We start from the raw sequence: 13,031 nt of genomic DNA on the forward strand, positions 1-13,031 counted from the left end.
TCCTTTCAAGAAGACTGACCATACTGATCGTTGGAGGACGACGCTCGTGACCGCTTTGGCCGCGCATTACACGCCCGAACACCAGATGTTCCGCGACACCTGCCGGCGCTTCTTCGAGAAGGAAGTGACGCCCTTCCACATGAAGTGGGAGGAGGACGGGATCGTGCCGCGCGAGCTGTGGCGCAAGGCGGGCGAGCAGGGGCTTCTGGGCATGACCATGCCAGAGGCCTATGGCGGCGCCGGCGCCGACTTCCTCTACAGCGCCATCATGATCGAGGAGCAGGGACGGGCGCTGGCCTCGGGGCCCGCCTTCTCGCTGCACAACGACATAGTGGTCCCCTATCTGCTCCACTACGGCACCGAGGAGCAGAAAAAGAAGTGGATCCCCAAGGCCTGCGCCGGCGAGCTGGTGACGGCCATCGCCATGACCGAGCCGGGCACCGGTTCTGACCTGCAGGCGGTGAAGACGACCGCCGTCATGGACGGCAACCACTGGGTCATCAACGGTTCCAAGACCTTCATCACCAACGGCCAGCTGGCCGACCTGGTGATCGTGGTCGCCAAGACCGATCCCGCGCTCGGCGCCAAGGGCACGTCGCTCATCGCCGTCGAAACCAAGACCGAAGGCTTCAAGCGCGGCCGCAATCTCGAGAAGATCGGCATGAAGGCGCAGGACACGTCCGAGCTGTTCTTCCAGGACGTGCGCGTGCCGGCCGATCATCTGCTGGGCGGGCCGGGCATGGGCTTCGTGCAACTGATGCAGCAGTTGCCGCAGGAGCGGCTGGTCATCGCCATCCAGGCGGTGGCCGCGATCGAAGCGGCGCTGGAACACACGCTGGCCTACGTCAAGGAGCGCAAGGCGTTCGGAAAGCAGATCATCGATTTCCAGAACACGCGCTTCAAGCTGGCCGAACTCAAGACCAAGGCCCATATCGCGCGCGTCTTCGTCGACGATTGCGTGGCCAGGCATCTCAAGGGCGAACTCGACGTCGCGACCGCGGCGATGGCCAAGTACTGGACGACCGAGCTGCAGTGCGAGCTGATCGACGAGTGCCTGCAGTTCCACGGCGGCTACGGCTACATGTGGGAATACCCGATCGCCCGCCTCTATGCCGACGCCCGCGTGCAGAAGATCTACGGCGGCACCAACGAGATCATGAAGGAACTCATTGGACGGACGCTCTGACTTACCATCCTCATCCTGAGGAGCCGCGCTTGGCGCGGCGTCTCGAAGGATGGGCAACATCAAGACTGGTTCCCACCCTTCGAGACGCGGTCCGGAGTTTACCCCGAGGTATTCGAGGGGGACCGCTCCTCAGGGTGAGGTCAAAGGGTAATCTGAACTATCGAATAGGAGACCGACATGACCGACGCATACATTTACGACGCCGTCCGCACCCCGCGCGGCAAGGGCCGCAAGGATGGCTCGCTCCATGAAGTGACGCCGGTGCGCCTGGCCGTCACCGCGCTGCAGGCCCTGCGCGACCGCAACAATCTAAACACGCACCTGGTCGACGATATCGTGCTGGGCTGCGTCATGCCGATCGGCGAGCAGGGCGCCGACATCGCGCGCACCGCGTCGGTCATGGCGGGCTATGCCGAGACCGTCTCGGGCGTGCAGGTCAACCGCTTCTGCGCCTCGGGCCTCGAAGCCACCAACATGGCGGCCGCGCAGGTCATGTCGGGCCAGAGCCAGGCTGCGATCGGCGGCGGCGTCGAGAGCATGAGCCGCGTGCCGATGGGCTCGGACGGCGGCGCCTGGGCGGTCGATCCGGCCGTGGCGATCCCGATGTATTTCGTGCCGCAGGGCGTTTCGGCCGACCTGATCGCCACCAAGTACGGCATGAGCCGCGACGACGTCGACAGCTATGCCGTCGAATCGCAGAGGCGCGCCAAGGCCGCCTGGGACGCCGGCTACTTCAAGAAGTCGATCGTGCCGGTGCGCGACCAGAACGGCATCGAGCTGCTGGCCCATGACGAGTTCCTGCGCCCGACCACGACCATGCAGACGCTGGCAGCACTTGAGCCCAGCTTCAAGATGCAGGGCGAGATGATGCCCGGCTTCAACGCGGTGGCGCAGCAACGCTATCCCGAGGTCGAGAAGATCAATCACGTGCACCATGCCGGCAACTCGTCGGGCATCGTCGACGGCGCCGCCGCGATCCTGGTGGGCTCCAAGGAGTTCGGCGAGAAGGCCGGCCTCAAGCCGCGCGCCCGCATCCGCTCCTTCGCCTCGATCGGCTCGGAGCCGGCGATCATGCTGACCGGCCCGGCGCCGGCCTCGGAGAAGGCGCTGAAGCGCGCCGGCATGTCGGCGAGCGACATCGACCTGTTCGAGCTGAACGAGGCCTTTGCCGCCGTCGTGCTGCGCTACATGCAGATCCTCAAGATGCCGCACGACAAGATCAACGTGAACGGCGGCGCGATCGCCATGGGCCATCCGCTGGGCGCCACCGGCGCGATGATCCTGGGCACGCTGCTCGACGAGCTCGAGCGCCGCAACCTCTCGACCGGCCTCGCCACGCTCTGCGTCGGCGGCGGCATGGGCACCGCCACCATCATCGAGCGCGTCTGATCATTGCTGGGAGCGCGCCACTCCAGTGGCGCATCTTCCTTGGCATTTCGACACACATGAGCGCCACTGGAGTGGCGCGCTCCCAGCGAAGAGGGATTGAAACATGATCAACTACAACGTCGACAACGACGGCATCGCCACCATCACCTGGGACATGCCGAACCGCGCGATGAACGTGCTGAACGAGGCCTCGATGACGGCCTATGCCGGCGCGCTCGAGACCGCCCTGAAGGACGAGAAGGTCAAGGGCATCATCATCACGTCGGGCAAGGACAGCTTCATCGCCGGTGCCGACCTCGAGATGATCCTGAGCCTCGACACGTCCGACGCATCGAAGCTGATGGAGCAGTTCAGCCAGCTGCAGAAGATGTTCCGCCGCCAGGAAACCGGCGGCAAGCCGATCGTGGCCGCGATCAACGGTACGGCGCTGGGCGGCGGCTTCGAGATCTGCCTCGCCACGCACTATCGCATCGCCGCGGCCAATCCGAAGACCAAGGTCGGCCAGCCCGAGGTGAAGATCGGCCTGCTGCCGGGCGGCGGCGGCACGCAGCGCATTCCGCGCCTGATCGGCGTGCAGAACGCCGCGCCGATCCTGCTCGAAGGCAAGGATCTCACGGTCGACGCCGCCAAGGGCCTGGGTCTCATCCACGAGGTCGTGCCGGCGGCCGAGCTGCTGGCCCGCGCCAAGGCCTGGCTGACGGCGCCGGCGACCGAACAGGTCGTGCCGGAATATGCCGGCAAGGGCGCCAAGGCGATCGACGGCCGCGCCGTGCAGCCGTGGGACCGCAAGGGCTTCAAGGTGCCGGGCTTCCCCGGCGGCCAGGTCTGGAGCCCGCCGGGCGTCATGACCTTCATCGGCGGCAGCGCCATGGTGCGCGGCAAGACCAACGGCGTCTATCCGGCGCCGAAGGCGATCCTGAGCTGTGTCTACGAGGGCCTGCAGCTTCCGTTCGATGCCGCGCTCCGGGTCGAGACCCGCTACTTCGTCTCGCTGCTGCGCGATCCCGTCGCCAAGAGCATGATCCGCACGCTGTTCTTCGGCCTGCAGGAAGCCAACAAGCTGGTGCGCCGGCCCAAGGGCGTGCCGAAGCAGGAGTACAAGAAGATCGGCGTGCTGGGTGCCGGCCTGATGGGCGCGGGCATTGCCACCGTCTCGGTGCAGGCCGGCCTCGACATCGTGCTGATCGACCGTGACCAGGCCGCTGCCGACAAGGGCAAGGCGCATATCGTCGACGAGCTGGGCAAGCTGGTGAAGCGCAAGCGCCTCGACCAGGCCAAGGCCGACGCGATGCTGGCCAAGGTCACGGCGACGCCGGACTTCGGCGCGCTCAAGGACTGCGACCTCGTGATCGAGGCGGTGTTCGAGAACCGCGACGTGAAGGCCGAGGCCACGAAGAAGGCCGAGGCCGCGCTGCCGAAGACGGCGGTGTTCGCGTCGAACACCTCGACGCTGCCGATCACCGGCCTCGCCGAGGCCTCGTCGCGGCCCGACCAGTTCATCGGCCTGCACTTCTTCTCGCCGGTCGAGAAGATGCCGCTGGTCGAGATCATCGTCGGCCAGAAGACCTCGCAGGAGACGCTCGCGCGGGCGCTCGACTTCGTCCAGAAGATCCGCAAGACCCCGATCGTCGTGAACGACAGCCGCGGCTTCTTCACTTCCCGCGTCTGCGGCGCCTTCATCAGCGAAGGCCATCGCATGCTGAAGGAGGGCATCCCGGCCGCGATGATCGAGAACTGCGCGCGCTACGCCGGTATGCCGGTGGGCCCGCTGTCGCTCAACGACGAGGTCGCCATCGACCTGTCGTGGAAGATCATGGACCAGGCGCGGCGCGACGCCGAGGCTTCCGGCGAGAAGTTCGAAGGCGCCGGCACCGAGGACATCCTCGAGCTGATGGTCAAGAAGCTGGAGCGCTTCGGCCGCAAGAACGGCAAGGGCTTCTACGAGTATCCGGCCGACGGCAAGAAGCGCCTGTGGCCGGAACTGGAGAAGTACTTCCCGGCCGATCCGGCGCTGCTCTACGGCGAGGGCGAGGACAAGCGCGCCAAGGAAGACGAGATCAAGAAGCGCCTGCTCTACGTGCAGGCGGTCGACACCGCGCGCTGCCTCGAAAGCAACGTGCTGACCAACCCGCAGGACGGCGACGTGGGCTCGATCATGGGCCTGGGCTTCGCGCCGCAAACCGGCGGGGCGATCAGCCTGATCGACCAGGTCGGCATCAAGACGTTCGTCGCCGAGTGCGACGCGTTCGCCAAGAAGTACGGTAGCCAGTTCGAGGTGCCGAAGCTGCTGCGCGACATGGCCGCCAAGGGCGAAAGCTTCTACGGCAAGTACCAGCCGGCAAAGGCGGCGTAGTTATCCGACTCCCCTGAATTGTCCTCTCCGCCCACGCAGTGGGGGGAGAGGAAGGGGCCCTACGCGCATGCGTGGGGTAGGTGAGGTGGGTGCCTCTCGCAGGCATGCCTCGCCAACTACAAACACATGACCCACCTCTCCCAACCTCTCCCCCCGCTAAAGCGGGCGGAGAGGAACATGAGCTTTGAACTTGCGTCGCGGGGCAGTAAAAAGCGCGACGCCAGATCAAAGGGAGAAATGCCGTGGACGCCAAGGAAATCGCCGCACTCGCCGACCGCATCGTCGAAGGCCGCTGCTCGAAGACGACGATGGACTGGCTTGCGGATGCCACGGCGAGCCTCTCCGAGGCCGATGCCTACAAGGTGCAGTTTGCGGTCCACGACAAGCTCGAGGCCGCCGGCTGGAAGCTCGCGGGCTGGAAGGTCGCCTTCGCCGTTCCGGCGCAGTACGAGCCGCTGAAGCTCTCGGGCCCGGCCTTCGCCGGCATCTACACCAGCGGCATCAAGCAGAGCGGCGCGGTGTTCGAGAAGGGCTGGCCGCTCAAGGCCGGCGTCGAATGCGAGATGGTCGCGCGCATGGGCAAGGACGTGCCGGCCGGCACGGAATATACCGCCCAGTCGATCCAGGCCTTCGTCTCCAACCTCTATTGCGGCATGGAAGTGGTCGAGAACCGCTATGGCGACGTCTCCAAGCTGGGCGGCCCGGGCCGCATCGCCGACGACGTGCTGCAGGCCGCCTGCATCGTCGGCACCGAGATCAAGGACTGGCAGAAGACCGACTTCGTCAACGTCAAGGGCCGCTCGGAGTTCGAAGGCAAGGAGATCGGCGCCGGTCCCGGCAGCAACGTGATGGGCGGCGCGATGATCTCGCTCGCCTGGCTCGCCAACAGGCTGATCGCCAACGGCAAGCAGCTGAAGGCCGGCGACATGATCCTGACCGGCTCGGTGCACCCGCCGCAGTTCCTGCCGGCCGCCGGCGTTGCCAAGACCGAGTTCGTCGGGCTGGGCGGCGCGGAGATCACCGTCAAGTAAGAGCATCCCTCGAGCCGGAGGCGGGCATGGTGAAGCCGATCGCGAACCTCGACGACGTGACGTTCGACGACGTCGAGGAGAATGGCCTCTACACCTCCCGCCGCGCCCGGTTCAGCGACGCGATCGGCGCGCGGAACCTTGGCTACAACCTCACGGTCCTGCCGCCCGGCAAGGCCCAGTGCCCGTTCCACAGCCACCACGGTGAGGAGGAGATGTTCCTCATCCTGGAGGGCGAGGGCGAACTCCGGTTCGGCGACCAGCGCCATCCGATCCGGCGCCACGACGTCATTGCCTGCCCACCCGGCGGCGCCGACGTGGCGCACCAGATCATCAACACCGGCACGGAGCCGATGCGCTATCTCGCCGTGTCGACCCGCGTCCCGGTCGATTCCTGCGAGTATCCGGACTCCGGCAAGATCTCGATCGTCGCCGGCAACGGCAATTCCACGACGCTCTGGAAGATGTTCCGCGCCGAGACCACCGTCGACTACTACGACCGCGAGAAGAAGTGACGCCGTGGTAGCATCGCCAAGGCGCTTCGCGCACCATACCTTGCCCTGACGTGAACGCGCGGCAATGATCCCTTCCTGAGGCTGGGAGGAATGCCATGGACGCCAGGGAAATCGCCGCACTCGCCGAAAGGATCGCCGACGGCCGGCGCTCGCGGAAGCCGATGGACATCATCGCGGCGACAGCCGGCCTCTCCGAGGCGGATGCCTACAAGGTCCAGTTCGCGATCCATGATCTCTACGCCGCCGCCGGCGACAAGTTTGCCGGCTGGAAGATCGCGCTGACCCTGCCGACTCAATACGAGCCGCTGAAGCTCTCGGGACCGGTGTTTGCCGGCGTCTATGACAGCGGCCTGCGCCAGAGCGGTGCGACCTTCGAGAAGGGCTGGCCGCTGAAGCCCGGCATCGAGCCCGAGCTGGTCGCCCGCATTTCGAAGGACGCGCCGGCCGGCGGCTCGCCCTACACCGCCGACAGCATCCGCGCTCATGTCGGCGCGCTCCACTGCGGCATGGAGCTGGTCGACAATCGCTACGTCGACGTCACCAGGATGACCGGCCCGGCGCGCATCGCCGACAACGTGCTGCAGGCGGCGCTGGTCGTCGGCACCGAGATCAAGGACTGGCAGACGCTCGACTTTGCCAACCTGAAGGGCCGCTCGACGCTCGACGGTAAGGAACTCGCGTCCGGTCTCGGCCGCGCCGTCATGGGCGGCGCGATGATCTCGCTGGCCTGGCTCGCCAACGCCCTCAACAAGCATGGCAGGCAACTGAAGGCGGGTGACCTCGTCCTGACCGGCTCTGTCCATCCGCCCGCCTTCCTGCCCGGCACCGGCGTCGCGAAGACCGAGTTCGAAGGACTCGGCTCGACGGAAATCACGATCAAGTAGGAGATCGACATGAAGCCGTTCGGATTTTCGCTCGTTGTCGCAGCATTGATGTTCAGCTTGCCGAGCGCGGCCCAGACTCCGGCGCCTCCCGCCGCGGTGCCGGGCCCGGCGGCGACGCCATCGGACTACATCCTGCTCACGGTCATCATGCGGCATGACCAGACGATGAACCTCGACGAGATCAACAAGATCCAGGCCGAGCAGGGCTTCTGGGCGAAGTTCCCGCCCGAGGGCATCCAGGTCGAGTCCTGGTACATCGCCATGGGCCTCGGCTACATCGTGACTCTGCGCGTGCCGCCGGCGCGGCTGCGCGAGGTCAATCGTGCGGTGGAGCAGGGCGCGTGGAAGGCGTTCCGCACCGAGTTCTATCCGACCTATGACGCCAAGAAGATCGCCGAGACGCTGCGCGAGCAGGCCACGAAGAAGTAGCGGCGTCGCCGCTACGGGGCGGCCGCGCCCCGTATCAGGAGACGATCGAGATGCGCCGTCTCGTCCGACCAGCCGCCCGGCGGCCAGGGCGCCGACGGGTCGATCGGCTCGCGCAGGGGCGTGGCGGGGACCTCGTCGCCCTCCAGCATCTCGACATCGATCCTGAAATCCTCGTCCTGCTCGAAGCCGTGCCAATGCACGAACTCGCCATAGGCCCGGCGACCGTCGCGCAGCCGCAGCACGAAGCCCGCCATGCTGTCGTGCATGTCGCCATAGGCCCAATAGCGCTCGACCCTCTCGATGTCGGCCGGCGCGAAGCCGTGGCTCTCGCCGTCGATGACGTCGAGCGCGTGGCCCAATTCATAGAATCCGCGGATCTGCATCGCTGCATCGTATCAAATGTTTCGGGCCAACCCCGAGCCCTTGCTTTATCCCCATTGAGAACATATCATGAACATATCGTTGAGGAGGCAGGCCGTGGGCGCACATTTCGGGGCGAAAATCGAGACTTTCGGAGAGCGCTATCCGGTCGCCCCGCGGCCGGAGCAGGGCCCCTCGCGCCTGGGCGTGGACCGGCTTCGCCGGCGTCATGCCGGGATGCGTCGGATGAGGCAGAGCTTCACCGACCGTCTGTTCTTCGCGGTCCTGCCGGACGCCGAGACGGCGGAGAGGATCGCCGAGCGCGCCGCTTCCTGGCGGGCCGCGCATGGCCTGACGGGGCGTCTTCTTAAGACCGGCCACTTCCACGTCACCCTGGCCTCCGTCCATGAGGGCCATGGCCTGCCGGAGGCTGGCGAGATCGACGGCTGGATGGCGCGCGCCCGTGGGATCGTGATGCCGTCCTTTCGCGTCGGGTTCGACCGGCTGACGAGCTTTGCCAACGGTGCGCTGGTGCTCACGGGGGAGGAGGCCACGATCGGCCTCGAGGTGCTGCAGCAGCGCCTGAGCGATGCGCTCGACGACACGCCGCGGCCGGCCCGCCGCTACACGCCGCACGTGACCCTGCTCCATGACGGCCGTCACATCGAGCCCGAGCCGGTCGAGCCGATCAGCTGGACGGTACGCGAGATCGTGCTCGTGCACAGCTCGATCGGCCAGACGACGCACCGCCACCTCCTGCGCCTGCCGCTGGCCTGATCCCCCCACGGGAAAACGTTCGGGACGAGACATGATTACGGTGAGGCCGACCGACCGGCTGTTCTTCGCCGTGTTTCCCGACGCGGAGACTGTGGAGGCGATCTGTGGTGCTCGGCGTCACCTGTGCGAGAAGGCTGGCCTCTCGGGAACGGAAGTCCCGCCGGAGCAGCTCCATGTGACGCTGGGGCGTGTCGGCGACTATGTGGTGCCACCCACGTCCGAGGACATCGACGCGATCGTCCGGCAGGCCGGCACGGTCGAGATGCCACCGTTCCGGCTTTCCTTCGGATCCGCGAAGTCACACGGCCGGGGCGCCCTCGTGCTGTGTGGTGGCAGGGGCAGCGCCGATCTCGAAAGCCTTTCGACCCGGCTGCGCGATGCGCTGACCTCGCCTGGCGTGGAAAGAAGGCGCGCCTTCCTGCCTCACATGACGCTCATGAGGAGCGAAACGATCGTGCCCGAGCGCCGCATCAAGGCGATCGGCTGGACGGTGCGCGAGATCGTTCTCGTGCACAGCCAGCTGGGCAGGGCGACGCACTGTCCTGTCGGGCGGCTGCCGTTGCGGGGGCGGCAGTTGCCGCTGCCGGGATTCGATTTCTGAGCGACTGCCTTCGGCTATGATAGGCGCATGAAACCCTATGTCCTCTGCCACATGGTCTGCAGCGTCGACGGTCGTATCTGGGGCAGCCGCTGGCGGCCCAAGGTCAACGTCGTGCCCAACCTGTTCGAGCGGCTGCACGACCAGATGGGCGGCGGGTCATGGCTCTGCGGCCGCGTGACCGCCCAGGAATTCGCCAAGGGCACGGAGCCGCATTATCCGCCGACCGATCAGGTGTTCGCACGCGAGAACTGGTTCGCGCAGCGCGAGGCCAAGGCGTGGGGGATCTTCCTCGACGGGCACGGCAAGGCGGTGTGGGCGCGGCGCGACATCGGTGGCGATCCGATCCTCGTGATCCTGACCGAGGCGGTGCCGGACCGGCACCTGGCCGGCCTGCGCGCCGACGGCGTCTCCTACATCTTCGCGGGCAAGACCGAGATCGATCTGGCGGCGGCGCTGGAGACGCTCAATCGCGAGCTGGGCATCGAGCGGATCATGCTGGAGGGCGGGGGCGGCGCGAACGGCGCCTTGCTGCGCGCCGGGCTGATCGACGAGTTGAGCCTGGTGATCTGTCCCGTGATCGACGGCAGCACCGGCGGGCCGATCGTGTTCAACTCGGGCGACACCGATCTCGGGCCGGCGCCGATCGAGAGCATGACCCTGGTGAGCCACGAGGTGCTCGAGGGCGGCACGATGTGGCTGCGCTACAGGCTGCGTTCGCTATCGAGCCAAGCGGGCGCGTCTTAACCTTCTGAAAAGTAAGGAAAATCCGGGGAGGCTTGCGCTTGCGCCGAAATGGAACATATAGAGAACAACGCTCTCGCGCCCTACGCCATAGGAGACGTTGTTGGACGAAAAGCTCACGACCAAGCTTCGCATTCTATCGGATGCCGCCAAGTACGACGCCTCCTGCGCGTCCTCGGGCGCGCCGAAGCGGGCGGCCGGGCCCGATGGTCTGGGCTCGACGAGCAACGGTATCTGCCATGCCTACACGCCGGACGGGCGCTGCGTGTCGCTGCTCAAGATCCTGCTGACGAACTACTGCTTGTTCGACTGTGCCTATTGCATCAACCGCCGCTCCTCGAACGTCGAGCGGGCGCGCTTCACGGTCGACGAGGTCGTCTCGCTGACGCTCAACTTCTACAAGCGCAACTACATCGAAGGCCTGTTCCTCTCGTCCGGGATCATCCGCAATCCCGATCACACGATGGAGCAGCTTGTCCTTGTAGCGAAGAAGCTGCGGCGCGAGCACGGCTTTGCGGGCTACATCCATCTGAAGACGATCCCCGAAGCCAATCCCTGGCTGATCGAGCAGGCGGGCCTGTTCGCCGACCGGCTGTCGATCAACATCGAACTCACCTCGGCCGGAAGCCTCGAGCGCCTGGCCCCCGAGAAGAAGGCGGCGTCGATCACCGGCGCCATGGGCCAGATGAAGGAGCGTATCGACGAGGCCAAGGAGGACCGGCGCAAGTTCTCGCCGGCGGGTCAGAGCACGCAGGTCATCGTCGGTGCCGACGCGACCACCGACGCGGCGCTGCTGAGCATCAGCGCCGTGCTCTACAAGGATTATGCGCTGCGCCGCGTCTATTACTCCGCCTTCAGTCCGATCCCGTCGCCGAGCGCCGTGCTGCCGCTCAAGGCGCCGCCGCTGCAGCGCGAGAATCGCCTCTACCAGGCCGACTGGCTGCTGCGCTTCTACGGCTTTTCCGCCGACGAGGTCGCGAGCGCCAGCCGTGACGGCATGCTCGCTCTCGACATCGATCCCAAGGCGGCTTGGGCGCTGCAGAACCGCGAGCGCTTTCCGCTCGACGTGAACACGGCCGATCGCGAGATGCTGCTGCGCGTGCCCGGTCTCGGCGTCCGCTCCGTCGACAGGATCATCGCGGCACGGCGGCATGCGCGGCTGCGCCTCGCCGATATCGGCCGGCTGGCGCGCAGCGTGAAGCGGCTGCTGCCGTTCCTCATCACCGCCGACTATCGGCCGACGAAGATCTCCGACCGGGCCGACCTTCGCACCAACCTGGCGGAGGCGCCGGTGCAGGGAAGTCTCTTTTGATCGGCGTCGCGCTGCGCGAGGGCGCCGACCTCGATGGCTTCCGGGCCGCCGTCCGCAGGCTTGCCGCGCGCAGGGCGCCGCCCGAGTCGGTTTCCTGGAGCGTGGCGGACGAAAGCGATCTGTTCGGCGCTCGTCAGGATGACGTCGATGCGGCGCCGCCTGTCGGATTGCCCCGTGCGCTGGGCGAGCTGATCCGTCTGGTGGTCTGCCATTGCGACCGCGAGCGCTATGCCTTGCTGTATGCGGCGGTCTGGCGGGTGTTGAACGGCGAGCGCGCGTTGCTCGACGTCCAGAGCGATCCGCTGGTGCATCGCCTGGAGGGCATGGCGAAGTCGGTGCGCCGCGACCTGCACAAGATGCATGCCTTCGTGCGCTTCCGCGAGACGCACGATCCCGACGGAACCGAAAGGTTCGTGTCCTGGTTCGAGCCCGACCATTTCATCGTCGAGGCGACGGCCGGCTTCTTCGTCGAGCGTTTCCGGAGCCTCGTCTGGTCCATCCTGACGCCCAAGGGCTCGCTGCACTGGGACCGGGAGACGCTGACGGTCGGGCCGCCCGCGCAGCGCAGCGACGCGCCGCAGTCCGACGGCTTCGAGGCGGCGTGGCGCTGCTACTACGAGAACGTCTTCAATCCCGCGCGCCTCAATCCCAAGGCGATGCGCCAGCACATGCCGGAAAAATACTGGCGCAATTTGCCGGAAGCCGCGTCCATCGCCGGCCTCGTGCAGCAGGCGCCGGCGCGGGCCCGCGAGATGATCGCGCGTGAAGCGGCGGAGCGGGAAAAGCGCGACCCGCTCAAGGCGGTGGCGGCGATGGCCGAGCAGGGTCCGCAGACGCTGGCGGAGTTGAACCGGTTGATCGCGGCATCCGAGCCGTTGACGCCGGGGGCCGATCGCGCGGTGCTGGGCGAGGGGCCGATGGAGCCCATGGTCGCGTTCGTCGGTGAGCAGCCGGGCGACCAGGAGGAGCGGGAAGGGCGCCCGTTCATCGGCCCGGCCGGGCAGCTCTTCGACCAGGCGCTGGGCGAGGCGGGCATCGACCGCGCGGGCGTCTACGTCACCAACGCGGTGAAGCATTTCAAGTACGAGCCGCGCGGCAAGAAGCGGCTGCACAAGCGGCCCAATCCGGGCGAGGTGAAGCGCTATCGCTGGTGGCTGCAGCGCGAGCTGTCCTTCGTGCGGCCCAAGCTCGTGGTCGCGATGGGCGGGACGGCGCTGCTCGGTTTGACCGGGAAGCCGCTCTCGGTCCTGAAGTCGCGAGGTCCCATCGCGCTCGATGGATTGCCGGGCTATGCGACGGTGCACCCGTCCTACCTGCTGCGCCTGCAGGACGAGGCGGCGAAGCGCGAGGCGTACGACGCGTTCCGGGACGACCTCATCGCGGTCCGCCGCCTGATTGTGGAAACGCGATAGTTCAAGGGAGCGCGCAACTCCGGTTGCGCTCAAGCTTCGTTGAT

Annotated in this window: 13 protein-coding genes; 12 read left to right on the top strand and 1 reads right to left on the bottom strand. The window is 66.7% G+C overall.

Annotated elements, in window-relative coordinates; all coding sequences use genetic code 11:
• Nucleotides 1–46 precede the first annotated feature (46 nt).
• From ACP15H_RS05640 to ACP15H_RS05670, 7 genes are all read left to right on the top strand, one after another.
• Nucleotides 47–1,186, top strand: coding sequence for an acyl-CoA dehydrogenase family protein (locus ACP15H_RS05640; RefSeq protein ID WP_425065229.1), 1,140 nt, complete (start codon nt 47–49; stop codon nt 1,184–1,186).
• 177 nt (nt 1,187–1,363) lie between these two features.
• Nucleotides 1,364–2,575, top strand: coding sequence for an acetyl-CoA C-acetyltransferase (locus ACP15H_RS05645; protein ID WP_425065230.1), 1,212 nt, complete (start codon nt 1,364–1,366; stop codon nt 2,573–2,575).
• 103 nt (nt 2,576–2,678) lie between these two features.
• Nucleotides 2,679–4,928 (top strand): 3-hydroxyacyl-CoA dehydrogenase NAD-binding domain-containing protein, encoded by a 2,250-nt coding sequence (locus ACP15H_RS05650; RefSeq protein WP_425065231.1) that lies wholly within the window; start codon nt 2,679–2,681, stop codon nt 4,926–4,928.
• 242 nt (nt 4,929–5,170) lie between these two features.
• The gene (locus tag ACP15H_RS05655) at nt 5,171–5,959 is read left to right on the top strand and encodes a 2-keto-4-pentenoate hydratase (RefSeq protein WP_425065232.1); all 789 of its coding nucleotides are present in this window, start codon (nt 5,171–5,173) and stop codon (nt 5,957–5,959) included.
• A gap of 26 nt (nt 5,960–5,985) precedes the next feature.
• The gene (locus ACP15H_RS05660; RefSeq protein ID WP_425065233.1) at nt 5,986–6,471 is read left to right on the top strand and encodes a cupin domain-containing protein; all 486 of its coding nucleotides are present in this window, start codon (nt 5,986–5,988) and stop codon (nt 6,469–6,471) included.
• A 95-nt stretch (nt 6,472–6,566) separates the two neighbouring features.
• The gene (locus tag ACP15H_RS05665; protein ID WP_425065234.1) at nt 6,567–7,355 is read left to right on the top strand and encodes a 2-keto-4-pentenoate hydratase; all 789 of its coding nucleotides are present in this window, start codon (nt 6,567–6,569) and stop codon (nt 7,353–7,355) included.
• 9 nt (nt 7,356–7,364) lie between these two features.
• A complete protein-coding gene (locus ACP15H_RS05670; protein WP_425065235.1) occupies nt 7,365–7,784 on the top strand; it encodes a hypothetical protein in 420 nt (139 codons plus the stop codon).
• 11 nt (nt 7,785–7,795) lie between these two features.
• Here the strand turns inward: ACP15H_RS05670 and ACP15H_RS05675 are convergent, their stop codons facing one another.
• Complete coding sequence (locus ACP15H_RS05675; protein WP_425065236.1) at nt 7,796–8,167, bottom strand: hypothetical protein; 372 nt, start codon at nt 8,165–8,167, stop codon at nt 7,796–7,798.
• Nucleotides 8,168–8,261: 94 nt separating this feature from the next.
• Between ACP15H_RS05675 and ACP15H_RS05680 the strand changes: the two genes are divergently transcribed.
• From ACP15H_RS05680 to ACP15H_RS05700, 5 genes are all read left to right on the top strand, one after another.
• Nucleotides 8,262–8,921, top strand: coding sequence for a 2'-5' RNA ligase family protein (locus ACP15H_RS05680; protein WP_425065237.1), 660 nt, complete (start codon nt 8,262–8,264; stop codon nt 8,919–8,921).
• Nucleotides 8,922–8,952: 31 nt separating this feature from the next.
• The gene (locus ACP15H_RS05685; protein WP_425065238.1) at nt 8,953–9,522 is read left to right on the top strand and encodes a 2'-5' RNA ligase family protein; all 570 of its coding nucleotides are present in this window, start codon (nt 8,953–8,955) and stop codon (nt 9,520–9,522) included.
• Between the two features lie 27 nt (nt 9,523–9,549).
• Nucleotides 9,550–10,266: a dihydrofolate reductase family protein gene (locus ACP15H_RS05690; RefSeq protein ID WP_425065239.1), complete on the top strand. Its 717-nt coding sequence runs from the start codon at nt 9,550–9,552 to the stop codon at nt 10,264–10,266.
• Between the two features lie 100 nt (nt 10,267–10,366).
• The gene (locus ACP15H_RS05695) at nt 10,367–11,575 is read left to right on the top strand and encodes a putative DNA modification/repair radical SAM protein (protein WP_425065240.1); all 1,209 of its coding nucleotides are present in this window, start codon (nt 10,367–10,369) and stop codon (nt 11,573–11,575) included.
• Nucleotides 11,572–12,987 (top strand): UdgX family uracil-DNA binding protein, encoded by a 1,416-nt coding sequence (locus ACP15H_RS05700; protein WP_425065241.1) that lies wholly within the window; start codon nt 11,572–11,574, stop codon nt 12,985–12,987. Before ACP15H_RS05695 ends, ACP15H_RS05700 begins: the two co-directional genes overlap by 4 nt.
• Nucleotides 12,988–13,031 lie beyond the last annotated feature (44 nt).

The organism is Reyranella sp., from assembly GCF_965249915.1.
Taxonomy (GTDB): Bacteria; Pseudomonadota; Alphaproteobacteria; order Reyranellales; family Reyranellaceae; genus Reyranella.

Bases quoted from the DNA above. Each gene is read 5' to 3' on its own strand.
- ACP15H_RS05670 (WP_425065235.1), top strand. From the start codon at position 7,365: ATGAAGCCGTTCGGATTTTCGCTCGTTGTCGCAGCATTGATGTTCAGC.
- ACP15H_RS05665 (WP_425065234.1), top strand. From the start codon at position 6,567: ATGGACGCCAGGGAAATCGCCGCACTCGCCGAAAGGATCGCCGACGGC.
- ACP15H_RS05660 (WP_425065233.1), top strand. From the start codon at position 5,986: ATGGTGAAGCCGATCGCGAACCTCGACGACGTGACGTTCGACGACGTC.
- ACP15H_RS05675 (WP_425065236.1), bottom strand. From the start codon at position 8,167: ATGCAGATCCGCGGATTCTATGAATTGGGCCACGCGCTCGACGTCATC.
- ACP15H_RS05645 (WP_425065230.1), top strand. From the start codon at position 1,364: ATGACCGACGCATACATTTACGACGCCGTCCGCACCCCGCGCGGCAAG.
- ACP15H_RS05685 (WP_425065238.1), top strand. From the start codon at position 8,953: ATGATTACGGTGAGGCCGACCGACCGGCTGTTCTTCGCCGTGTTTCCC.
- ACP15H_RS05690 (WP_425065239.1), top strand. From the start codon at position 9,550: ATGAAACCCTATGTCCTCTGCCACATGGTCTGCAGCGTCGACGGTCGT.
- ACP15H_RS05650 (WP_425065231.1), top strand. From the start codon at position 2,679: ATGATCAACTACAACGTCGACAACGACGGCATCGCCACCATCACCTGG.